The sequence below is a fragment of the Nocardia sp. NPDC059229 genome, assembly GCF_042754165.1.
In the GTDB taxonomy this organism is placed as follows: Bacteria; Actinomycetota; Actinomycetes; order Mycobacteriales; family Mycobacteriaceae; genus Nocardia.
Genome location: NZ_JBHZAK010000017.1, coordinates 68,311 through 89,427 on the forward strand (window position 1 = coordinate 68,311; position 21,117 = coordinate 89,427).

At 68.4% G+C, this 21,117-nt stretch carries 22 protein-coding genes; 11 read left to right on the forward strand and 11 right to left on the reverse strand.

The window, feature by feature from the left end:
* Nucleotides 1-79: 79 nt before the first annotated feature.
* Nucleotides 80-799 carry a FadR/GntR family transcriptional regulator gene (locus ACFXHE_RS32210; protein ID WP_379388309.1) on the forward strand — a complete coding sequence of 240 codons (720 nt, stop codon included), beginning with the start codon at nt 80-82 and terminating at the stop codon, nt 797-799.
* 48 nt (nt 800-847) lie between these two features.
* Here ACFXHE_RS32210 and ACFXHE_RS32215 read toward each other — a convergent pair whose 3' ends face one another.
* A complete protein-coding gene (locus tag ACFXHE_RS32215) occupies nt 848-1,291 on the reverse strand; it encodes a hypothetical protein (protein ID WP_379388310.1) in 444 nt (147 codons plus the stop codon).
* A 253-nt stretch (nt 1,292-1,544) separates the two neighbouring features.
* On the opposite strand from ACFXHE_RS32215, the gene ACFXHE_RS32220 reads away from it, so the two are divergent.
* From ACFXHE_RS32220 to ACFXHE_RS32230, 3 genes are all read left to right on the forward strand, one after another.
* Nucleotides 1,545-3,047, forward strand: a complete 1,503-nt coding sequence (locus ACFXHE_RS32220) for a serine/threonine-protein kinase (protein WP_379388311.1) — start codon at nt 1,545-1,547, stop codon at nt 3,045-3,047.
* 217 nt (nt 3,048-3,264) lie between these two features.
* Nucleotides 3,265-4,440 (forward strand): cytochrome P450, encoded by a 1,176-nt coding sequence (locus tag ACFXHE_RS32225; protein WP_379388312.1) that lies wholly within the window; start codon nt 3,265-3,267, stop codon nt 4,438-4,440.
* A gap of 10 nt (nt 4,441-4,450) precedes the next feature.
* Nucleotides 4,451-5,680 carry a cytochrome P450 gene (locus ACFXHE_RS32230; protein ID WP_379388313.1) on the forward strand — a complete coding sequence of 410 codons (1,230 nt, stop codon included), beginning with the start codon at nt 4,451-4,453 and terminating at the stop codon, nt 5,678-5,680.
* Between the two features lie 95 nt (nt 5,681-5,775).
* On the opposite strand, the gene ACFXHE_RS32235 is transcribed toward ACFXHE_RS32230, so the two are convergent.
* Nucleotides 5,776-7,194: an amidase gene (locus tag ACFXHE_RS32235; RefSeq protein WP_379388314.1), complete on the reverse strand. Its 1,419-nt coding sequence runs from the start codon at nt 7,192-7,194 to the stop codon at nt 5,776-5,778.
* A 264-nt stretch (nt 7,195-7,458) separates the two neighbouring features.
* Here ACFXHE_RS32235 and ACFXHE_RS32240 point away from each other — a divergent pair, with 264 nt between their 5' ends.
* Complete coding sequence (locus ACFXHE_RS32240) at nt 7,459-7,866, forward strand: hypothetical protein (RefSeq protein WP_379388315.1); 408 nt, start codon at nt 7,459-7,461, stop codon at nt 7,864-7,866.
* Nucleotides 7,867-8,079: 213 nt separating this feature from the next.
* The gene (locus ACFXHE_RS32245; RefSeq protein ID WP_379388317.1) at nt 8,080-9,105 is read left to right on the forward strand and encodes an alpha/beta hydrolase; all 1,026 of its coding nucleotides are present in this window, start codon (nt 8,080-8,082) and stop codon (nt 9,103-9,105) included.
* A gap of 10 nt (nt 9,106-9,115) precedes the next feature.
* On the opposite strand, the gene ACFXHE_RS32250 is transcribed toward ACFXHE_RS32245, so the two are convergent.
* Nucleotides 9,116-9,640, reverse strand: a complete 525-nt coding sequence (locus ACFXHE_RS32250; RefSeq protein WP_379388318.1) for a PadR family transcriptional regulator — start codon at nt 9,638-9,640, stop codon at nt 9,116-9,118.
* A 118-nt stretch (nt 9,641-9,758) separates the two neighbouring features.
* Between ACFXHE_RS32250 and ACFXHE_RS32255 the strand changes: the two genes are divergently transcribed.
* Entirely contained in the window at nt 9,759-11,063 is a 1,305-nt protein-coding gene (locus ACFXHE_RS32255) for a carotenoid oxygenase family protein (RefSeq protein ID WP_379388320.1), read from the forward strand.
* Nucleotides 11,064-11,277: 214 nt separating this feature from the next.
* Here ACFXHE_RS32255 and ACFXHE_RS32260 read toward each other — a convergent pair whose 3' ends face one another.
* Together ACFXHE_RS32260 and ACFXHE_RS32265 are read right to left on the reverse strand one after the other, a co-directional pair.
* Nucleotides 11,278-12,816, reverse strand: coding sequence for a hypothetical protein (locus ACFXHE_RS32260; RefSeq protein ID WP_379388321.1), 1,539 nt, complete (start codon nt 12,814-12,816; stop codon nt 11,278-11,280).
* On the reverse strand, nt 12,816-13,442 hold the full coding sequence (locus ACFXHE_RS32265) for a hypothetical protein (RefSeq protein ID WP_364611792.1): 627 nt from the start codon (nt 13,440-13,442) through the stop codon (nt 12,816-12,818). The genes ACFXHE_RS32260 and ACFXHE_RS32265 overlap by 1 nt, the downstream gene beginning before the upstream one ends.
* Before the next feature lie 212 nt (nt 13,443-13,654).
* Here ACFXHE_RS32265 and ACFXHE_RS32270 point away from each other — a divergent pair, with 212 nt between their 5' ends.
* On the forward strand, nt 13,655-13,819 hold the full coding sequence (locus tag ACFXHE_RS32270; RefSeq protein ID WP_379388323.1) for a hypothetical protein: 165 nt from the start codon (nt 13,655-13,657) through the stop codon (nt 13,817-13,819).
* 36 nt (nt 13,820-13,855) lie between these two features.
* Here ACFXHE_RS32270 and ACFXHE_RS32275 read toward each other — a convergent pair whose 3' ends face one another.
* Complete coding sequence (locus ACFXHE_RS32275; protein WP_379388324.1) at nt 13,856-14,254, reverse strand: hypothetical protein; 399 nt, start codon at nt 14,252-14,254, stop codon at nt 13,856-13,858.
* Nucleotides 14,255-14,785: 531 nt separating this feature from the next.
* On the opposite strand from ACFXHE_RS32275, the gene ACFXHE_RS32280 reads away from it, so the two are divergent.
* On the forward strand, nt 14,786-16,417 hold the full coding sequence (locus ACFXHE_RS32280) for an ABC-F family ATP-binding cassette domain-containing protein (RefSeq protein WP_379388325.1): 1,632 nt from the start codon (nt 14,786-14,788) through the stop codon (nt 16,415-16,417).
* 130 nt (nt 16,418-16,547) lie between these two features.
* Nucleotides 16,548-16,793 carry a helix-turn-helix domain-containing protein gene (locus ACFXHE_RS32285; RefSeq protein WP_379388327.1) on the forward strand — a complete coding sequence of 82 codons (246 nt, stop codon included), beginning with the start codon at nt 16,548-16,550 and terminating at the stop codon, nt 16,791-16,793.
* 157 nt (nt 16,794-16,950) lie between these two features.
* Here the strand turns inward: ACFXHE_RS32285 and ACFXHE_RS32290 are convergent, their stop codons facing one another.
* The 4 genes from ACFXHE_RS32290 to ACFXHE_RS32305 all read right to left on the reverse strand — a co-directional run bounded on the left by ACFXHE_RS32290 (nt 16,951) and on the right by ACFXHE_RS32305 (nt 19,838).
* On the reverse strand, nt 16,951-17,910 hold the full coding sequence (locus tag ACFXHE_RS32290; protein WP_379388328.1) for a hypothetical protein: 960 nt from the start codon (nt 17,908-17,910) through the stop codon (nt 16,951-16,953).
* A gap of 11 nt (nt 17,911-17,921) precedes the next feature.
* Entirely contained in the window at nt 17,922-18,386 is a 465-nt protein-coding gene (locus ACFXHE_RS32295) for a hypothetical protein (protein ID WP_379388330.1), read from the reverse strand.
* 192 nt (nt 18,387-18,578) lie between these two features.
* Nucleotides 18,579-18,995: an acyl-CoA thioesterase gene (locus tag ACFXHE_RS32300; RefSeq protein WP_364611778.1), complete on the reverse strand. Its 417-nt coding sequence runs from the start codon at nt 18,993-18,995 to the stop codon at nt 18,579-18,581.
* Nucleotides 18,996-19,340: 345 nt separating this feature from the next.
* A complete protein-coding gene (locus ACFXHE_RS32305; protein ID WP_379388332.1) occupies nt 19,341-19,838 on the reverse strand; it encodes a cupin domain-containing protein in 498 nt (165 codons plus the stop codon).
* Nucleotides 19,839-19,909: 71 nt separating this feature from the next.
* On the opposite strand from ACFXHE_RS32305, the gene ACFXHE_RS32310 reads away from it, so the two are divergent.
* Nucleotides 19,910-20,416, forward strand: coding sequence for a MarR family winged helix-turn-helix transcriptional regulator (locus ACFXHE_RS32310; RefSeq protein WP_379388334.1), 507 nt, complete (start codon nt 19,910-19,912; stop codon nt 20,414-20,416).
* Nucleotides 20,417-20,525: 109 nt separating this feature from the next.
* On the opposite strand, the gene ACFXHE_RS32315 is transcribed toward ACFXHE_RS32310, so the two are convergent.
* Nucleotides 20,526-21,104 (reverse strand): TetR family transcriptional regulator, encoded by a 579-nt coding sequence (locus ACFXHE_RS32315; protein ID WP_379388335.1) that lies wholly within the window; start codon nt 21,102-21,104, stop codon nt 20,526-20,528.
* Nucleotides 21,105-21,117 lie beyond the last annotated feature (13 nt).

Here is a 21,117-nt window from a genome sequence, read left to right on the forward strand (position 1 = left end):
CAAGCCGTGCCACGAATACGTACTACGTATTCCTCTCTGGATACCGATAGATATGCCTCGGATGTGTGACACTGAAGCCATGGTCGATCGCGCCGAGTCCTCGCCCCTGCACGAATCGGTGCTGGATCGGCTCGGCTCCGACATCGCCTCCGGCGGCATCGCGCCCGGCACACGCATCTCCTCCGACGAGATCGCGACCCGCTTCGACGTCTCCCGCACCGTCGCCCGCGAGGTCGTGCGCGTGCTGGAATCCCTGGGCATGGTCAGTATCCGGCGGCGGGCGGGCATCACCGTCCTTGACCCCGCGCACTGGCAGGCGCTGGACCCCAAGCTGATCCGCTGGCAGCTCGCCGGCCCTCACCGCTTCGCCCAGCTGGCCTGGCTGGCCGAACTCCGTTCCGGCATCGAACCACTGGCCGCCCGCGGGGCCGCCGCGCACGCGACGCCGGAGCAGTGCGCGGCCCTGACCGCGGCGGTCATGGGCATGTCGGCCACGGCCCGCGCCGCCAACACCGCCGCCTATCTCGACCACGACATCGCCTTCCACGCCACCCTGCTGGCCGCGTCCGGCAATCCACTGCTGCAGGTCTTCGCCCCGATCATTCGCGAAGTCCTCACCGGCAGAACCGAACACGAGCTCATGCCGGCGCAGGCCAATCCGCAGGCCCTGCAGCTGCACGCCGCCGTCGCCGCGGCGATCCAGTCCGGTGACGGCCCCGGCGCCGAATCCGCCATGCGCGAGATCGTGTCCGAATCCGCCACCGCGATCGCCTGCCTGCGGCCGGCGACGCCCGAATAGCGCTGCGGCCAGGGCGCACAGCGCTCGCTCAGGGCACACGGGGCTCGCTCAGGGCACGATCAGATACCACTCCGCCCACGGGCCCTGCAGCGGCCAGCTGTTGGCGAACAGCTTGGCCAGTCCCATCCCGACCCACAGGTCGACCGTCTGGGTCTCACCCGGACCAGCACCGGTGCGGACATAGACATCCCGCGAGCCGCCGCCCGCGGACCCCAGCCAGCCCAGCACGATGTGATTGCCGCACGGCCCACCCAGATACCCCAGCGGTGTCACGTGCGCGGTCACATGGCCGGGCATGCCGTGCGCGGCCTCCAGACCCACCGCGATCTGCCCCGCACAGAAATTCGCGTCCCCGAACGTGAACACCGTGGTGCCGAACGGCGCCCACTGCGGCAGCCAATCCGCCTGCGCCGGGGCCGCGCCCACCCCGCCGACGCCCAGCGCCAGCCCGGCGGCCGCGATCACCCCCGCCAGCATCCGTACAGTCCTCATCATCGGATGTCCTTCCGGCCGGCCGAATTCCACGACCGCACAGCCCGGCTCCCGCCATTCGGCCCGAGACGACCCCCGACGACTCGCCCCGTTGCGCGCGGAAGTCGTTCCCCTCCAGCGTATCCAATCCGCGCACCCCGTTTACCCCCGTTTCGTGCCGGATGCCGGGCCGCGGAACCGGTTGGGGCGGGCGGCGGACTCGGCCCCCGGTGCCCGGTATTGTCTGCGGTGCACGTGGATCGGGAGGATTTGGTTGGCTGAGCAGCTCCGAACCGGCGTGGTCTTCGCCGGATATCGGGTCGAGCGACTACTGGGTGCCGGTGGGATGGGTGAGGTGTATCTGGCCCACGATCGGGACCTACCCAGGTTCGTCGCATTGAAGCTGCTCAACCGCGTGGCCAGCGATGACGACGAGACCCGGCAGCGTTTCCTGCGGGAGGCGAACATCATTGCCCGGCTGTCGCATCCGAACATCGTCACCATCTACGCCCGCGGCGAGGAACAGGGACAGCTGTGGCTGGCCATGGCCTACGTCGACGGCTCCGATCTGGCCGCCGAGCTGCTGGACGGGCCCCTGGAACCCGCACGCGCCGCCGCCATCACCGCCGACCTGGCACGCGCCCTGGACTACGCCCACGAGGCGGGCGTGCTGCACCGCGACGTCAAGCCCGCCAATGTGCTGCTGACCGCCCAGCCGCGAGAGTGGGCGCTGCTCACCGACTTCGGCATCGCCGAGTCCCGGCACGAGGTGCGCGGCATCACCGAGAACGGTGAGGTGGTGGCCAGTTTCCAGTACACCGCGCCGGAGCGTTTCAGTGGCGAGGCCCGGGTCGACCGCCGCGCCGACGTCTACTCCCTCGGCTGCACGCTGTTCGAAATGCTCACCGGTGCACCGCCGTTTGCCGACACGGATCTGCCGCGGCTGATCTACCGGCACGTCCGGGCCCCGGTGCCCTCGGTGCGGGAACGGAATCCCGCGCTGCCCGCCGCCCTGGATCCGGTGCTGGCCCGGGCGATGGCGAAGAATCCCCGGGCTCGATTCGCCACGTGCACCGACCTGTCGGTCGCGGTGAGCGAGGCGATCGAGGGCGCGCGGCCTCGGACACCGGCGCCGCCGCCTCGGGAGACGCACAGCCACAAGGCGATTCCATCGTCGCGCCAGTGGACTCGCTCGCGCACCCTGCTGGTGTTCCTGGCCGTGGCGCTGCTGGCCGGAGCGGTGGCCGCCGCCGTCGGAATCCTGACCACGCTCGCAGACTCGGGCTCGCACAGTGCGGCCGGGGCCCCGACCAGCTCGACGGCGGCAGTACCCACCCGCCGCAGCACGAGCGTCGTCCCCACCTCGATCACCACCTCCGCGGGCGCGGCCGCGGCCGCCGACGGCTGCCAGTCCCGCCGCACCCCCGACGGGGTGACCGGCACCGATCCGGGCGGCATCGCCAGCGGCCCCGACGCCGTCCTCGCCTTCGAGTACGCCTACTACGTGCTCCGCTCCGGCAGCGTCGCACGGGAATTCGTGGCCGAGGACGCGGCGAATGTCGCGGAAGCGGCCAAGATTCAGAGCGGCATCGACTCGCTGCCCGTCGGCACCCGCTACTGCGTGCAGGTCAGCCGGATCGCCGACGCCGACGACGACCACTGGGCGGTGAAGGTCGCCCAGCAGCGTCCCGGCGAACTTCAGGACGTCTTCACCCAGACCGTCACCACCCGCACCGTCGGCAGCCGAACCCTCATCACCTCGATTGTCGAGGAGTAGGACCGGCAGTTGCCGTTTCACAAAAGGGGTGGGTGTGCTGCGAGGCTGCTAGGGTTCGAAGCGTTGACTCGACGGGGACGACCCGGTGGGTCCGGTGAAAGTCGTTCGTCGGTAGGGAGTTTCGGACTTGGAGTCGACAGGATCGTGGGGCGTGGTCTCGGGAGCTGGGGGATGCCCGGTACGTGGCGGGTCGCCCGTCGGCGTGGCAGAGCCCCGGATGCTGTTGGGAACACCGGAATTCGCGGCCGATCCGCATCGCGCCTATCGCGAGATGCGTCGGCAGCACGGCTCCATGGTGCCCATCGAGCTGGCGCCGGGGGTGCCCGCGACGCTGGTGGTGAACTATCGGACAGCGCTGCGAATCCTCAATGACCCCGAGCACTTTCCGGCCGATCCGCGGGTGTGGCAGGAGGGCATCCCCGAGGATTCGCCCATCCGGCCGATGATGCAGTGGTACCCCAACGCGCTGCGCAACGCGGGCGCCGAGCACACCCGCTACCGGCAGGCCTACACCGCCGGTATCGACGGGATCGACCTGCACGCTGTGCATTCCACGGTCGAGGAGATCGCGAGCCGGCTCATCGCGGGCTTGGCCGTCGAGGGCGGCGCCGACCTGGTGTCGCAGTACGCGCTGCCGCTGGTGTTCGAGGTGCTCAACCAATTGGTCGGCTGCCCATCGGATATCGGCCAGCGGGTGGCCACCGGCATGGCCGCGCTGTTCGACACCGTCAATGCCGCGTGGGGCATGCAGACCCTGGCCGAGGCGCTCATGGAGCTCATCGCCATGCGCCGCGCCGAGCCCGGCGACGACGTCACCTCGCGCATGGCCCACCACCCGTCCGCGCTGAACGACGAGGAGATGCTGTACCAGCTGGTCAGCTTCTACGGCGCGGGCCTCGAGCCCATGCAGAACCTGATCAGTAACACCCTGCTGCTCATGCTCACCGACGACCGTTTCGGCGGAGACATGCTGGGCGGCAGCCTATCCACCCGCGACGCGCTCGACGAGGTGCTCTTCAACGACCCGCCGATGGCCAACTTCTCCATCAGCTACCCGCGTCAGCCCATCCTCATCGACACCACCTGGCTTCCCGCCCATCAGCCGGTCCTGATCAGCCTCGCCGCCTGCAACAACGATCCCGAGATCGCGGGCGGCGACCGCACCGGCAACCGGTCGCACCTGGCCTGGAGCGCGGGCCCGCACGCCTGCCCGGCCCGATCGGTGGCCTACCTGGTCGCGCAGACCGCCATCGACCAGTTGCTGGACGCGGTGCCGGACCTGACGCTGGCCGTCCCGAAACACGACATCTCCTGGCGACCCGGTCCGTTCCACCGCGCCATGGTGGCACTGCCGGTCGAATTCCCGATCAGTCCCGCGCCGCGCGCGGTGTAAGGAGCGCTCCATGTCCCAGAGCCCGATCGTGCTGGATGTCACCGGCACCGACATCCAGGGCGAATCCGCCCGGATCCGCGAGCAGGGCCCCGTCACGCTGGTCGAGCTGCCCGGCGGCGTGATGGCGTGGTCGGTCACCGACCAGGTCGTGCTCAAGACCCTGCTGGCCGATGCCCGCGTCTCCAAGGATCCGCGACAGCACTGGTCCGCGTTCATCAACGGCGAGATCACCGAGGCCTGGCCGCTGCTGCCCTGGGTGGCCGTGGAGAACATGTTCACCGCCTACGGCGCCGATCACCGCCGGCTGCGAAAGCTGGTGTCCCCGGCCTTCACCCACCGCCGCACCACCGCCATGCGCGAGCGCATCGAGGCCATCGTCGCCGAGCTGCTCGACGAGCTGGCCGCGCTCCCGGCGGGCTCGGTCGCCGACCTGCGCTCGCTCTACGCCTACCCGGTGCCGATCCGCGTGATCAGCGGTCTCATGGGGGTGCCCGAGCACCTCGACGCCGCCATCCACAAGTGCGTCGACGGCTTCTTCGACGGGTCCCTGTCCGCCGAGGAGTCGATGGCCAACTTCCTCGAAATGTACGAGCGCGTGGGCGAACTCGTCGCCTACCGCCGCGACAACCCGGGCGACGACATCACCAGCGCCATGATCGCCGCCCGCGACGACGAGGACGGTTCGCAGCTGGCCGACAAGGAACTCGTCGAAACCCTCATGCTCGTCATCAATGCCGGGCACGAGACCACCGTGAACCTGCTCGACCAGGCCATCGTCGCCCTGCTCACCCACCCTGAGCAGCTGGCCACGGTCGTCGCCGAGCAGGCGTCGTGGAACGACGTCATCGAGGAGACCCTGCGGTTCCAGTCGCCGGTGGCGCACCTGCCGCTGCGATACGCGGTGGAGGACATCGAGATCGACGGCTTCACCATCCCCAAGGGCGAGGCCATCCTGGCCTCCTACGCCGGCGCCAGCCGCGACCCGCGGATCCACGGTGCGACCGCCGACAGCTTCGACATCCACCGTGACACCAAGGACCAGCACGTCGCCTTCGGCCACGGCGCCCACCACTGCCTGGGCGCCCCGCTGGCCCGGCTGGAGGCCGCCATCGCGCTGCCCGCCCTGTTCGAGCGCTTCCCGAACCTCCGGCTGGCCACGGACGCAACGGAATTGACCCCGCTGGGCAGCTTCATCTCCAACGGGCACGCCAGCCTGCCGGTGCGGCTGGGCGGCGAGTAGACACGACCGTTCGCGGGCCGGGCGCGAACCCGGCCCGCGAATGCGGCTCCGCGGCGGGGCTCGACAGTGGATCGGCCTCGGGCTTCGAGAGTGAATCAGCCTGCGGCGATGGGCGGCCGCACGGTGCCGAATCCGGTGGCCTGTTCGAAGGCGTGTCCGACCTCCAGAACCAGGCGGTCGGCGCGATGCGGTCCAACGATCTGCAGGCCCACCGGCAGCCACGCGGTGGTGAATCCGGCGGGCACCGACAGGGCCGGACATCCGGTGGCACTGATGAAATACGCCGACCGCATCCAATCCAGATAGGTGTACATCGGCTCGCCGTCCACCGTGTCCGGATACTCGAGCTCCACATCGAACGGCGGTACCTGGCTCACCGGCAGCAGCAGCACGTCATAGCGTTCGAAGAACTCCCGCATCCGATGGAACAGCATCGTGTGCAGCACTTCGGCTTCGGCGATGTCGCGCCCGCTCAGCGCCAGCCCCTGCTCGATATTCCACACCAGCGACGGCTTGACCAGATCCCGGTGCGCCAGTAGCGGTTCCAGCGCCAGCGCGAACAGCCACGCGCGCAGCGTCCGGAAAACCTGTTCTGCCCCCGACAGATCCGGGCAGTCCTCGGTCACGACCGCACCGAGCTCGGAGAACACCCGGACCGCCGGTTCGAGCACCTCCCGCACCGCCCGATCGACCGGTACCGCGCCGCCCAGGTCCGGCGACCACGCCACCCGCAGCCCGCGCAGATCCCGGTCCAGGGATCCGGTGAAGATCGAGCCGGGTTCGGTGATCGCGATGGGACTGCGCGGATCCGGGCCCGCCAGCACCGACAGCAGCAGCGCCGCATCGGCCACCGTGCGCGCCATCGGCCCCTGCACCGTCAGCGTCGCCCACGCGTACGGATCCGGCCAGGTCGGCACCCGGCCCGGCGACGGTCGGAAACCCACCACATTGCAGAACGATGCCGGATTGCGCAGCGACCCGCCCATATCGCTGCCGTCGGCCAGCGGCTGCAGACCGCACGCCAGCGCGGCCGCGGCGCCGCCGCTGCTGCCGCCCGCCGACTTGCCGAGATCGTAGGGATTGCGGGTGGCGCCGAAGATCGGATTCACGGTGTGCGAGCCGGCCCCGAACTCCGGCACATTGGTCTTGCCCACGGTGATGACCCCGGCCGCGTGCAGCCGCTCGACCAGCAGCTCGTCGCGCTCGGGGATCTGCTGCGCCAGCAGCGGGCTGCCGTAGGTGGTGCGGATGCCCGCGGTGTCGTGGGTGTCCTTGTGCGCCATCGGAATTCCGTGCAGGGGACCCGGTTCGGCCCCGGCGGCCATCCGCTGGTCGGCGGCGCGGGCGGCGTCGAGCGCCTGCTCGCCGACCAGGGTGACGATGGCATTGACCTTGGGATTGATCCGCTCGATCCGATCCAGGTGGGCGCGCACCACCTCGACGGCCGAGACCTGGCGGGCGCGCAGCCAGCCGGCCAGCTCCCGCGCGGACGCGTAACAGATGTCGGAATCCACCGGCGCTCCTCATGATCCGGATGCGATTGCCTCGGCTCCCATAGTGACGCTCGCAGCCCGAATCCTCGACCCCTGTCGCACGCCCGGCTATCCGGCTCGATGGCTGCCGCGTGGTTGCGGGGTGGATGGGGACTCGCCGCGCGGTGCGGTTCCCCCGCTTCCCGGGGGCCGCCGGTTGGGCGCTGGAGCTTCGGCGCGATACTGGCCGGGCGTCTTTCCACGTGTGTTCAGCGATCCAGATCCGTCACACAGGAGGAACGAAACATGATCATCATTCGGAACCATCACCGCTCGACCGTCACCGCCGCTGTCGTCGCGGCCCTGGGCGCGGGGGTGCTGCTCGCCGCGGCGCCCGCGCTGGCCGCCAACTCCATCACGGTCGAGTCGGCGGGAGCCTCGTCGATCGGCATCGACTACACGTGCGAGGCGTCCGCGGGCGTCGCCGGCATCCTGGCCATGGTCGGCGATCCGAACGCGGACCGGCCGGCCGCCACCGGCGAGCAGGACTCGTTCACCTGCGACGGCTCCCAGCACGCCGCGACCATCGCGATCACCCCGGTGGCGGGGGAGACGCCGCTGGTATCGGGCGCCCCCGTGCAGGTCCGGGTCGCGCTGGTCGATCAGAGCCAGACCGTCGTCTCCGGGACTGCGAGGTTGCTCACCCTCGGCTGAGCCTTCGGTGCGCAAGCTGTTTTCTGCCCGACAACATTCGGAAACCTGCCGTTAGAAAGCGGCTGCCAGACTCGCCGCCGCGCGCCCGATGAGCATCCCGTCGGGCCGCGGACGGCCGTCGCCGTCGGAGCAGAACAGTCGCCAGGTCAAGCGCGCCGGCGGCACGCGAGAACCAGGACCCCGGACGTGCGATACCGCTCGATGATTTGCAGCATGGCAGTAATGGCTGCGGCGGGGCTCGTCTCGCTGTCCTCGACGCCCTTCGATCCGGCGGCGCGCGCCCAACCGGATGTGATGACGCCCGCCGGTCCGGGGACCGCGCCGGTGGCGCCGGACGGTTCGGCCATTGTCGGCACCCGGCGCGTCGACGAGCGGCACCTCGAACTCACCGTGCACTCCGCCGCCATGAACCTCGACTTTCCGGTGGATGTGCAGTTGCCCGCCGACCGGTCCGCGCCCCGGCCGGTGCTCTACATGCTCAGCGGCGGCAGCGGCGGCAAGGGCGCGGCCTCCTGGGATCGCCGCACCAATGCCTTCGACTTCCTGGCCGACAAGGACGTCAATGTCGTGCAGCCCATCGGCGGCGCGGCGTCCTATTACGCCGATTGGCGGCAGCCGGATCCGCGGCTCGGCGTCATGAAGTGGACGACCTACCTCACCGAGGAGCTGCCCCCGCTGATCGATGCCGCGCTGGGCACCAATGGCGTGAACGGTCTTGTCGGAGTATCGATGTCGGGGACGTCGGTCCTGCAGCTGCCGATCGCCAAACCCGGCCTGTACCGCTCGGTGGCGGCCTTCAGCGGCTGCGCGCGGATCGCCGATCCGGTGGGTGAGATGTATGTCCGGATCACGGTCGGGTTCGGCGGCGGCGACGCGGGCAATATGTACGGCCCGTCCGGTGACCCGATGTGGGCGGCCAACGATCCCTACCTGCACGCCGACGCACTGCGCGGGCTCGACCTGTACCTGTCCAGCGGCAATGGCATGCCCGGGCCGCACGACAAGGCGGGGGACCGCCACTTCGCCGGTGCCGGAGACAGTCTCGCGAACCAGATCCTGGTGGGCGGCATTCTCGAGGCCGCCGTCGACCAGTGCACGCACGCCATGGCCGACCGGCTCGCGGACCTGGGCATCCAGGCCACCGTGGAACTGCACCCCTACGGCACCCACTCCTGGGGTTACTGGGACGACGAGCTGCCCGCCTCCTGGCCGGTGCTGGCCCATGGGCTCGGGTTGTAGCGCGGGCCGGTCAATCCTGTTCCGGCGGTAGCTGTTCCAGCGCCCATCGGGCCCAGTCCCGGTTCATGGCGGTGGCCCGGGCGCCGTATTCCAGCGCGAGGTGGCCGTAATGCGACAGGTTACTGTCGGTCCAGTCGATGTTCTGCTCGAGTTCGCCCAGTTCGGCGTGGGCGTGTTCGGCGCGTTCCGCGATGCCGGCCAGGTAGGCGCGGGCCTGCTCGGGCGGCAGGATGCCGAGGAAGAACACGCGCAATAGCGTGTCATTGCGCGTCACCTGTTTCGGCCGGGTGGTGGTGAGCCAGGTGCGCAGGTCGTCGAGCCCGGCATCGGTGATGGTGTATTCCTTGCGGCCACGCGGGCCTTCGTCGCTGACGGCGATGAATCCGGTGTCGGCGAGTTTGGTGAGCTCGGTGTAGATCTGGCTCTGCGTCGCGGGCCAGACATTGGCCAGCGAGTGCTTGAAGGTCCGCAGCAGGTCGTAGCCGCTGGCGGGACCGTCGGACAGCAGCCCGAGCAGGGCGTACCGGAGACTCATGCCCCTACCTTACATTCCAGTATTGACATGTCGAGCATGGAGGCTCAATCTTGGACATGTCAGAATTGGAATGTCGCGACGTCGAGGAGCCCGCTCCTCCGGCAGGCAGGTATCGAACATGACCACACCTCCCCACCTCACCGGCAACTACGCGCCCGTCGCCGACGAGCTCACCACCCACGACCTACCCTGCACCGGAACGATTCCCGAGGAACTCACCGGCTGGTACCTGCGCAACGGGCCCAACCCGCACGCGGCGGCCTCCAAACACTGGTTCCTCGGCGACGGCATGGTGCACGGTGTGCGGATCGAAGGCGGGCGCGCGGTGTCCTATCGCAATCGGTGGGTGCGCACCAGCACCTTCACCGACGGCGCCCGGGGCATCGACGAGCAGGGACAGCGGGATTTCACTGCGGGCGTGGCGAATACACACGTCATCCGGCACGCCGGACGCACGTTCGCGCTCGTCGAATCCTCGTTTCCCTACGAATTGACCTGCGATCTGGACACTCTGGGACCGCACGATTTCGACGGCAAGCTCACCACCGCCATGACCGCGCACCCGAAGACCTGCCCGGTCACGGGGGAGCTGCACTTCTTCGGCTACGACTTCTCCGAGCCCTACCTGACCTATCACCGCGCCGACGCGGCCGGCGCGCTCGAGCTCAGCCGCCAGATCGAGGTCCCGGCCGCGACCATGCACCACGACTTCGCGCTCACCGCGAACCACGTCGTATTCATGGATCTGCCGGTGGTTTTCGACCTGCCGACCGCCATGACCGGTACCGGCATGCCGTTCCGGTGGAACGACGACTACCAGGCCCGCCTCGGCGTACTGCGCCGCGACGACCCGCACGGTGAGGTGCGCTGGTTCGCCATCGAACCCTGCTACGTCTTCCACACCCTCAACGCGCACGAGGAAGACGGCCGGATCGTGCTGCACGCCATGCGTTATCGGAGCATGTGGCGCACCGACTCCCGCGACTTCGACGAGGGCGCGACCCTGTGGCGCTGGACCATCGACCTCGCCACCGGGGCGGTCCGCGAGGACCAGCTCGACGACCGCATCGCCGAATTCCCGCGCATCGACGACCGCCTCGCGGGCCGGAACGCCCGCCACGGGCACGTCTCGGTCTCCGACGGCGGCACCGGCGCGCTGCTGCGCTACGACCTCCACACCGGCTCGAGCACCGTCCACACCTTCGGCCCCGGCCGCCTCCCCGCCGAGGCATCCTTCGCCCCCGCGGACGAAACCCCGGGCGGCGCAGGCTATCTCATGTCCTACGTCTACGACTCCGCCGAGGACCGCAGCGACCTCGTCATCCTCGACGCCACCGACCTGGCGGCCGCACCGGTGGCCACCATCCACCTGCCCCGGCGCATCCCGTACGGCTTCCACGGGAATTGGCTGCCCGACCACTGAGGCGCGGGGGTAGTCGGGCCACCGACCCCTGCCGGTTTCCAGCCCTGCCCCCTGGCCGACAACTCCGGGTGCTCACCGTCGAACTCGATCCGGCCCAGCCGACCCGGCTGTAGGGAGGCGACCGCCATCGATCACGGCTTCCCACATGCCTTTCTGGATCTACCCGTGACCCGCAGCGTCATCGCGGGCAAGTCGACCGTCACACCTTGGTGAATCAGTGGGTGCGGGATAGCGTCAGGCCGAGACGCTCGATACTGAACTCGTTCGTGGTGACGCGGACCGGCGTATCGGTGAAACGGCGTGCTGCCAGCGCGGTCTGGAGGAACTCGCGGACCGGCGCCGGCTGATCCGCGAGTGTCGCGAGGGTGTCCGCGGGGATCTCCATAGTGCCGTCGAAACTTCTGGGCTGATCGGTGATTCCGGACGCCTGGACCGTCTGGCGGAGTCCGTCCACGGTGTGCAGGGTCAGGTCGAGGTGGCTGCCGTCGGCGAAGTCCAGGCGCAGCGGGGTGGGGGAGACCGCGACATCGAAGGACTCGATCCGCACGGCGACGCCCGACGCGGTCCGGCCCGCGTAGGTGTACGGCGATGCCGCCACGGTGTCATCGGCCGAGGGGTCGGTGCCGGTGTTGTCCAGCAGGCGGCCTGCCAGCGGAAGGTCGGTGGGTACGAAATCCCAATGGTCGGCGGTGAGTTCCTTCACCCAATAGCCGGTGCGCCCGCCGTCGACGCCCTCGACGCGCAATTCGCGTGCGTCGGAACCGATTCCGGTCTTGTGCACGGAAACCCGATCGGTGATCCGGCCGGGAATCCTGGGCTGCCGCAGCCAGTCCGGCGCGGGTAGCTGGATCGCCGCGTAGTGATCGTCGATCCGCTCACCGAGCATGTCGGGCGCCGCGGGCCGTCCCCGCTGATCCTCGTAGGAGTAGCGGAAGAACACCTTGTCCGCGCCGGAGATGTCGAAATCGTAGAGCCGCGTGTAGAGATTGCCGAACCGATCCACGACCAGCGTGGTCGATCCGCTGGTGGACAGCGCCACCGCGCGGAAGCGGCCCTGGTCGGGTGTGGGCATCTCGTAGCTGTGGTCCAGCGGCAGCCACGGGTCCACGTAGTGGATGCGGTGGCCGTCGTCGGTGAGCGCGAAGACGTGCGACACCTTCGCGCCGCCGACATTGTGGTCATTGCCGGCGGTGTCGCGCCAGAGGCGATCCTCGTTGGGCGACAGCACCGACCAGGTCCAGGCGATCGTGCCCGGCGGCAGGGTGTTGCCGGGGCCGGTCCACAGCGGTGTGCCGTAGCGGCTGCTCCAGTTCCAGTCCGCGGGTGCGCTCAGGATGTGGTCCATGGTGAAGAAGCGGCCGTCGACGTCGATGGCCATGAGTTCGTCGTCGTCCGCCGAGACGCCGGCGATCCGGCCCGCCATGCACCCGGGCAGCGGCAGCGTGCGCCAACCGCCCTGCGCGGCCGCCTGTTTCACGTAGACGGACCCGTCGCGCACGGCGAAGGACCAGCGGCGGTTGAACGTTTCCACGGTGGTCCGCAGGAAGACCCGATCCGGTAGCGGGACGGCGGCCGCCGGGAAGGCGTCGAGTCCGGCCGTGGTCTCGTCCGCGTCCAGTTCGGGCGTGCCGACCGTGCCGAGCAGCGTGCACGCAGGTGGTTCGGCGGACGCGATCTGCGGGGGCGCCGCCACCGCGAGCGCGAGTCCGGCGGCCGCGGCGAGCACACCACGCCGAACTGCGGGTTCGGGCATCACAACCACCCGAGGGAGCCGAAGACGATCAGAGCGAGGGCGTCGATCCCCAGAATCGCGCCCACGGCAATGGCTTTCGCCCGCACCGTCTTCAGGTCGTGGACATAGAAGCAGGCGACGAAGAACGGCACGTATCCGAACAGCCAGATGAGGTACGGGAAGCCCGCGTGCCACCAGGACCAATCCCAGGTCAGCACACCCGCCTTGTTCAGCAGCACCTCCACGCCGACCGCGGCCGCGGAGTTCGCCGCGATGAGGACCGGCCGGTTGGGCAGGCCCAGGATGCGAACCTCCTTGGGCGGCAGCATCTTCGCCGCGGCCACACCCATGATGGCGAACATGAAACAGATCTCGATATTGAGGCCGATGAGGATCTGATACGCCGTCGGCCCCGTCGCGCCCCACACCGGCGCCCGCCCGGTGGCGTGGAAGACCAGCGAGTTCCAGATCTCGTTGAACCAGTCCATGCCCCACAGGGCCAGCCCCGCGAACAGCACATTCCAGTTCCGTCGTTCGACCTCGGTCGCATAGACGTAGATGACGACCAGCAGCAGCGGAATCACGTACCACTTGAACTGGCTGCTGTCCCGCAACAGCTCGAGCGCGGCCCGCGCGTGATCGGTCATCGCCGAAGCCCTCCTCATCACCGTTGAGCCTGGCGAGTGTGTGACAAATCAACGTGAAATGTCAACATGTAAGCCAGAATTGCCGGTGCCCGGGATCGGTTTTCGTCGGGCGACCGCCCGATGGCACGTCGCCGGATCGCGCCTACCTCCGCCTCATGGTCCGATACCGCGGTCGGCGTCACCTGTGACGGCTGCCGGCCGCTGGCCGAGCTGTGCAAGCGGTAGAGGCGGCAGGCGGCCGCTATTACGCGTGCCCGATCTGTTTCGACGCCCAGCAACTCGACGCCGCTGCACTCACCGGCAATGCCGAAGTCCAGGGCACCATCCCGATGTGGCAGTGGATCGGTGACGATCCGGCCGTCAGCTTCAGCTACTGAGATCGCAGCATTCAAGAACCGGGCGGTGCGTCCGGACTATTTTCCGAGTGTCGGGCAGACATCCTCTATTGTCAGACCGACCAATTTCGCCGCGGCGTCGTGCGAGAGGTGAATTCCGGAGGTGGTGGATTCTTCGAGCGCTTCCTGATAAAGATCGTCGGCCTTGTTCGCGCCATTGTTCAGGTCGGTGCAGACGCCGGCGGCCAGGGAGTAAATGGCGGCGGTCGATTCGGAACCCGCCCGGAGATTCACGTCCGTCTTGAAATTCGGGTCGTTAGAAATGACCTTGGCGGCCGCGGCGTAGTGGAGGAACCGTTGTTCGGCGGCGAGCCCCGACGTCGAGGACGGCGTGGACGATCCGCCGAACACGGCGTTCAGGACGGCGATACCCGCCACGATGACGCCGACGAGCACCAGCACCCTGGCGGCCGCCACGACGAGCGACCTGAGTGGAATTCGGGCGGCCGCGCCGCGCGGAAATTATCACCCGCCCAGTTCGATTACGAGACTCAATAATGTGAATGCAAGCCTACGTTCGATTTCCGAGTCGCGAGAGACTCATATGAGCGGAATCGAATAGAGTCGACGGCCGTACTCTCAGGCCCATGACGAATCCGAATGTGCACCGGGTAAGTATAGGTGCCGAAGCGGTAATCCGACCCGCCATCAACCCAATTCATCGTCGATTGGAATGCGTGTCGTTCCTATTCGCTACGGCGGCGCGCACCCCCGCTGTCCCACCGGCGATGTGCCTCGCGAGCGGCCCTCGCCGGGGTTGCCCGCCGCGCGCCGACGGGCTCCGGGAGTGTGACCGCCGTTACCCGGTTCCCGGTCTGCGGTAGCGAGGGATGTGCTCGATTCGGTCCCAGGGAGGTGGCCCCGGTAAAATCGGTGGTTCTTGTGTGCCGCGATGGCGCACACTCGTTCAGTTAACTACCGGCATCCGCTGTACCCGAGGAGACGCTTGTGATCACCGCGACCGACCTGGAGGTCCGGGCCGGAGTCCGCACCCTGCTGACAGCGCCGGGGTCGGCGCTGCGGGTGCAGGCCGGGGATCGGATCGGACTGGTGGGGCGCAATGGTGCCGGGAAGACCACCACCCTGCGCATTCTCGCCGGTGAGGGTGAACCCTACGCGGGCAAGGTCATCCGTTCCGGCGAAATCGGCTATCTGCCCCAGGATCCGCGCGAGGGCAACCTCGATGTGCTCGCCAAGGATCGCGTGCTGTCGGCGCGCGGGCTCGACGCCCTGCTGCGCGATATGGAGAAGCAGCAGGCGCTCATGGCCGAGGTCGCCGACGATGCCGAACGTGAGAAGGCCATCCGCAAGTACGGCCGGCTCGAGGAGCGCTTCTCCGCCCTCGGCGGCTACGTGGCCGAGAGCGAGGCCGCCCGCATCTGCCACAGCCTGGGCCTGCCCGACCGGGTGCTGAACCAGCAGCTGCGCACCCTCTCCGGCGGTCAGCGCCGTCGAATCGAGTTGGCGCGCATCCTGTTCAGCGCCTCCGACGGCAGTGGCGGCAAGTCCGACACCACGCTGTTGCTGGACGAGCCCACCAACCACCTCGACGCCGACTCCATCACCTGGCTGCGCAGCTTCCTGCAGAACCACGACGGCGGCCTCATTGTCATCTCCCACGATGTCGAGCTGCTCGGCGACGTGGTCAACAAGGTGTGGTTCCTCGACGCCGTGCGCGGCGAGGCCGACATCTACAACATGGGCTGGAAGAAGTACCTCGACGCCCGCGCCACCGACGAGCAGCGCCGTGTCCGCGAGCGCGCGAATGCCGAGAAGAAGGCGTCCGCGCTCAAGCAGCAGGCCGCCAAGCTCGGTGCGAAGGCCACGAAAGCCGCTGCGGCACACCAGATGGTCAAGCGCGCCGAGCGCATGCTGGCCGAGGCCGACGAGATCCGGGTGGCCGACAAGGTGGCGCGCATCAAGTTCCCCGAGCCGGCCCCCTGCGGCAAGACGCCACTGATGGCCACGAACCTGACCAAGCTCTACGGGTCGCTGGAGATCTTCACCGGCGTGAACCTGGCCATCGACAAGGGCAGCCGGGTCGTGATCCTCGGCCTCAACGGTGCGGGCAAGACCACCATGCTCCGGCTGCTGGCCGGGGTGGAGACCCTGACCGCGGGGCAGATCGAGCCCGGACGCGGCTTGAAAGTCGGATATTTCGCCCAGGAGCACGACACTCTGGACGATCAGGCCACGGTCTGGGAGAACATCCGCCACGCCGCACCCGATGCGGGCGAACAGGATCTGCGCGGTCTGCTCGGCGCGTTCATGTTCTCCGGCCCGCAACTGGAGCAGCCCGCCGGCACCCTGTCCGGCGGTGAGAAGACCCGTCTGGCACTGGCCGGTCTGGTCTCCTCGGCCGCGAATGTCCTTCTGCTGGACGAACCTACGAACAACCTGGACCCCGTCTCGCGTGAACAGGTGCTCGACGCGCTGCGCAGTTACGCGGGCGCGGTCGTACTGGTGACCCACGACCCGGGCGCGGCCGAGGCGCTCAACCCCGAGCGGGTCATCATGCTCCCCGACGGCACCGAGGATCACTGGTCGCAGGACTACCTGGAACTGATCCAGCTGGCGTGAGAATGCGCCTCCCACACGGAAAAACGCGTGGTCGCCAAAAGTCGGTGACTCACATCACAGCGTTTCGTTGATCACAGGCATCCGAGTCTCTAACCTGGAATGAGGCGCCCACGGCGACTCGGAGGAAGCCATGAGTGACAGGCCCGCACAGGGTAAAGCCCTATTGGGTAAAGGCACGCGCGTCACCGGGAAATCCCGCGATCGCCTGCAATCCCAGTTGAAGAAGCAGTACGAGGCCGGAGCCAGCATCCGGTCCCTGGCCCGGGAGACCGGGCGGTCGTACGGCTTCATCCACAACGTGCTCGTGGAGTCGCATGTGCAACTCCGCAGCCGGGGCGGTGCGAACCGCCGCAAGGCCGCCAAGGCCGGCAAGTAGCGTCTTTCCCTTTTCCGGGAGTGGATTGCGGGTTCTCGACCGGCGAAAGCCGGTCGACGACTTGCGATTCAGGACGACCAGCCGCGAATTCGGGCGATACGGTGCGATGTTCGACGATTCGCCGCGATGTTCGAGGAAGCGCGATGGCGTGCGGCCGCTAGGGGATCACGGTCCCGTCGCCGAGAACCAGTAGGTTTGCGAGGCTCTGGAAAATCGGCAGACCGGTCTTGATTTCGAGATAGGCGAACTGCCCCTGGGGGTTCACCTCCAGGAAGTAGAACTCGCCGTCGAGACCCACCCGCAGGTCGAGCACGCCGAAAGCCAGCCCCAGCGCGCCCATCAGCGTGGTGAGCGATTTGCTCACCGAGGCGGGCAGGCGATCGGCGGTGAAGGCCACCGACGTGTCCAGGCGCGAATCCACCCGTCCCACACCGGATTGCGAGTCGATGCGCACCACCCACTCGATGCCGTCCACCCAGACGATGCGCAGATCGCTCTCGGCCTGGATGTAGTCCTGAAAGATGGTGGGGGAGTGGCGGATCGTGGCCAGCCGGTCGAAATCCGCCGGGGTGAACAGCCGGGTCTCGGTGAACGCCCCGCGCCCGGTGCCGGTGCGCTTGTAAACCACTGACCCGGGCCGGGATTCGATGAAGGCGCGCGCTTCGTCGGGATCATTGGTGACGAGGGTCTCCGGGACCGCGAAGCCGGCACGGTAGGCAGTCTCCAGTTGCACGACCTTGCGGCTCGCGGTGCGGTCGGCCCCGGGGTCGTTGACCCACAGGGCCGGGATCGACCACAGCAGTCCCTGGAGGAAACCGTCGCATTCGGCGCGGCGGTAGGTATCGTCCTCCTCGGACAGACCGGCCGGTACAGCGCAGGGGTGGGGCCGGCGCCACCACACCGAGGTGACATCGTCCAGCCCGAAGATGTGCGACAGGCTGCGGTAGGAGCCGTCCCCGCCGAGTCGGAAAGTGCCGTTCTCGCGCGGGAAGTCGCGCATATCGAGGCGAATCGGGTTGTGCCCGTGGTGTTTGCGCAGGGTGGCGGCGAGGGCGTCGCCGTGGAGGTCCTCGGCCTCGGTGACGATGAGCACCGATCCCATGGTGCGGGCGGCCATGCGCGCTTCCGTCAGTCCAGGCTGTCGCAGGCGATGCCGTCGTCGCTGCCGAGGTGCGACCGGGTCTGGCAGCAGGTCATGGTGGCCCCGCCGGCACCGGGACGAGTGGTGAGATCCAGTCCGCGGGCCCAGATTTCGGTGAGCGCGCGCAGTTCGTCGTCGCCGCGCGCAGGACTGTGGTCCGGCGACAGGGTGAGGGGACGATCGGTGACCTCGACACGACGGCGCCGCGTGAAATCGGCAGTGGCGCCGGACCGTACGCGCACCAGCACCGGGCGGCCCTCACAGCTGCCCTGCGCTGTCGCAGCATCCCACCGGGTGATGTCGAGGACATCGGTCCGATGGAAGGTCCAGGTGGTGCCGTCGCCGACACGCACGCTGATACTTCGCTCGGTGGCTGCGACAAGGTAGCCGGGTAGCGACGGCGAGGTGCTGGCAAGGATCGCCGATCCCGTTCGGTGCAGGGCGCCGGTCATGCTGAACTCCGATCTGCTCGGGATTTGCTGCGGGGCCGAGCGTGATCTGAATCATATCCCGCTGGGCACCGAATTCGGTCCGCAACGAAAGATTTCAGCTACTCCGGCAAACTCCGGCCGGTTTTCGGAAATCGCTCCCGCCGAAAGATTTTCGCAGAAAAACCCGGACCGGCCGGTGTGGTCGGCGTCCGATCAGAGACCGAGGATGTCCGGCGAGTCGGCCACCGCCCGCAGGGCCGCACCGGGATCCGCAACCAGTTTGCGGGCGGCGAGATCGAGAATGCCGGAGACGACATCGATCTCCGCCGACACCGTGCCGTCGAGTTTCACAATCTGCTGGCGCATCCGGAAGATCTTGCCGCCGGTCCATTCGAATTCGCAGCTCACCGCGACCTCGTCGCCCAGATGCAATTCGCGCAGGTACTTGACCGTCTGTTCCAGCACCACCGGCCCGATTCCCGCGGCCACCATCTTCTCGCCCGGCAGTCCGCCCGCTCGCAGCAGCTCCCAGCGCGCGTGCTCGGCGTACTGCAGATAGACAGCCTGATTCAGGTGCCCGTTGATATCGAGCTCGTACCCGCGGACGGTGATGGGGACAGAGAATGCCATGAACGTACCAACCCGGCTCGCGGCAATGATCATTCCGCGTTTTCGGTGGTCTGTGGCACACCCCTCGCCGGCGACCACCGGGCTACTGGAGAGTCAGGACGGCGTTCTCGCGTATAGCGGCGTGTTGCCGTGCCACTCTCGGTGCCGGTGCGTGACCGGTGGATCGGTCATCGTGCCCTGGATTGCGCGCTCGGGATCGTGGCGGTGCAACGGGAACCGACCGGTATAGCCGATGCGCCGCACGGCCCGCCGTGGGAATCGCGAGACCATTGACTCGGTTCGGCGGATTTCTTTGCGGCAGTGCGGGTTTCACGGTGTCGTGGGTCAGGGAGGATGAGCGCGGGATCAAGCGCGGTTGGCGTTGCGCTCGGCCCACCACTGCGGTGCGTCGATGAAGTGGTTGTCGTATTCCTGCTGGGCGGCTTCGATATCGGCCGGGGTGGCCTCGCCATGGGCGAGTCGCTCGAGGAAACGGAAGTAGCCGTGGCGTTCGACGCCGGGCATGAGGGCGATGAGGATGCGGGCCGGGCTGTCGGGGGCCGCACCGAAGGCGTGCGGCATGAACTTGGGGACGACGATCGCGCCGCCCGCGCCAACGGTGACGATCTTGTCCCCGGCCAGGACCTGGAGCTCGCCGTCGGCCACGTAGAACAGCTCGTCGGACAGGGTGTGGTAGTGCGGCATGGCGCCATCGGCGCCGCGGGTCATGGTGACCTCGACGGTGCTCACCGACCCGCCCGCCTCATTGGAGTCGATGAGCAGCCGCACCGAGACGGGCTCGCCGCCGATGATCTCGGCGTCCTGCGGCTGGCGGATGGCGGCGGGGCGGGAAGCGGTGGTCATGTCGAACTCCATGTGATTCGGTGGGAGATAATTCGCTACCGAACTATATGCCATCGAATAGAGTGTTGTCCATGGGTGAGAAGAAGACCGACGCCGTGGACGTGATCCAGGAGCAGTGGCGGCGGGAGCGGCCGGACCTGGACGGCGCGGCCATGGCCATCATCGGACGGCTGGGCCGGCTCACCGTGGTGGCGACCGAGCGGATCGAATCCGTGTTCACGGCACACGGATTGCAGCGCGGCGAGTTCGATGTGCTTGCGACACTGCGGCGTTCGGGCGAGCCCTACGAGCTCAACCCCTCCGGCCTCGCCGACACTCTCATGATGTCGCGAGCCGGCATGACCGGCCGCCTGGACCGGCTCGAGAGGGCGGGACTGGTCCGGCGGATCGCCGACCCGGGCGACCGGCGCGCGATCAAGGTCGCGCTCACCGATCGTGGCCTGCACCTCATCGACATCGTCGTCACCGAGCATTTCGAGAACGAAACCCGGATCCTCTCCGTGCTTTCCGACCAGGAGCGCGCGTCCCTCGATCGCATCACCCGGCGCCTGCTGACCGAACTCGAACGCGAGGGCTGACCCGGGCGCCGGCGCGGGCCGAGGGCCGCGCCCTCCGGGAATCGTTTCAATCGCGTTGCGCATGACCGGTGCTCAGCCCGCGATGCGGGACGCGCCCCGCGAGTGACTGTCAGGCGAGCGGATCGGGCTGGGAGCGGCCGTGGGCGATGTCGTGGAACGCGGCGCGCAGCAGCGCGGTGATCCGTTCCGGCGGTGCGTCGCTCAGTCCGTCCAGGTGCAGTAGATGGCGCCCGATCACCACGCCGATGGTGAGCGCGCCGAGCAGCCCGGCGCGCAACTCGGCCTCGTCCTCGGCGAGGTGCCCGGCGGCCTGGCGCTGTTGCGCGACCATGGCCGCGCGCACCTCGCCGGTAGCGTCCGGGTGGGTGAGCATGGACCGAATCGCCGCCAGCGCGTTCACCGGTTCCTCGGTGAGCTTGGCCGCGAGTGCCTTCAGCAGCAGTTCGGCGGCCTGCTCGGGCGTCCCCGTGATCGCTTCCACGTTCCCCACCACCGCGACCTGCGCGAACAGATTCTCCTTCGACCCGAAGTACCGCATCACGAGCGCGGGATCGGTGTCCGCCTCGGCTGCCACGGCGCGAATAGTGGTGCGGTCGTAGCCCGATTCGGCGAACAGCCGCCCCGCGGCGGCCAGGATCCGGGCCTCGGTATTCCGACGTTGCTGTGCGCGAGTGGTGGCGGGATCCATATGTTCAGTCTAC

Excerpts from the sequence above, each read along its gene's own strand:
- ACFXHE_RS32210 (WP_379388309.1), top strand. The coding sequence starts at position 80 with ATGGTCGATCGCGCCGAGTCCTCGCCCCTGCACGAATCGGTGCTGGAT.
- ACFXHE_RS32215 (WP_379388310.1), bottom strand. The coding sequence starts at position 1,291 with ATGAGGACTGTACGGATGCTGGCGGGGGTGATCGCGGCCGCCGGGCTG.
- ACFXHE_RS32225 (WP_379388312.1), top strand. The coding sequence starts at position 3,265 with ATGCTGTTGGGAACACCGGAATTCGCGGCCGATCCGCATCGCGCCTAT.
- ACFXHE_RS32230 (WP_379388313.1), top strand. The coding sequence starts at position 4,451 with ATGTCCCAGAGCCCGATCGTGCTGGATGTCACCGGCACCGACATCCAG.
- ACFXHE_RS32240 (WP_379388315.1), top strand. The coding sequence starts at position 7,459 with ATGATCATCATTCGGAACCATCACCGCTCGACCGTCACCGCCGCTGTC.
- ACFXHE_RS32245 (WP_379388317.1), top strand. The coding sequence starts at position 8,080 with ATGGCAGTAATGGCTGCGGCGGGGCTCGTCTCGCTGTCCTCGACGCCC.
- ACFXHE_RS32250 (WP_379388318.1), bottom strand. The coding sequence starts at position 9,640 with ATGAGTCTCCGGTACGCCCTGCTCGGGCTGCTGTCCGACGGTCCCGCC.
- ACFXHE_RS32255 (WP_379388320.1), top strand. The coding sequence starts at position 9,759 with ATGACCACACCTCCCCACCTCACCGGCAACTACGCGCCCGTCGCCGAC.
- ACFXHE_RS32260 (WP_379388321.1), bottom strand. The coding sequence starts at position 12,816 with ATGCCCGAACCCGCAGTTCGGCGTGGTGTGCTCGCCGCGGCCGCCGGA.
- ACFXHE_RS32265 (WP_364611792.1), bottom strand. The coding sequence starts at position 13,442 with ATGACCGATCACGCGCGGGCCGCGCTCGAGCTGTTGCGGGACAGCAGC.
- ACFXHE_RS32285 (WP_379388327.1), top strand. The coding sequence starts at position 16,548 with ATGAGTGACAGGCCCGCACAGGGTAAAGCCCTATTGGGTAAAGGCACG.
- ACFXHE_RS32290 (WP_379388328.1), bottom strand. The coding sequence starts at position 17,910 with ATGGCCGCCCGCACCATGGGATCGGTGCTCATCGTCACCGAGGCCGAG.
- ACFXHE_RS32295 (WP_379388330.1), bottom strand. The coding sequence starts at position 18,386 with ATGACCGGCGCCCTGCACCGAACGGGATCGGCGATCCTTGCCAGCACC.
- ACFXHE_RS32300 (WP_364611778.1), bottom strand. The coding sequence starts at position 18,995 with ATGGCATTCTCTGTCCCCATCACCGTCCGCGGGTACGAGCTCGATATC.
- ACFXHE_RS32305 (WP_379388332.1), bottom strand. The coding sequence starts at position 19,838 with ATGACCACCGCTTCCCGCCCCGCCGCCATCCGCCAGCCGCAGGACGCC.
- ACFXHE_RS32310 (WP_379388334.1), top strand. The coding sequence starts at position 19,910 with ATGGGTGAGAAGAAGACCGACGCCGTGGACGTGATCCAGGAGCAGTGG.
- ACFXHE_RS32315 (WP_379388335.1), bottom strand. The coding sequence starts at position 21,104 with ATGGATCCCGCCACCACTCGCGCACAGCAACGTCGGAATACCGAGGCC.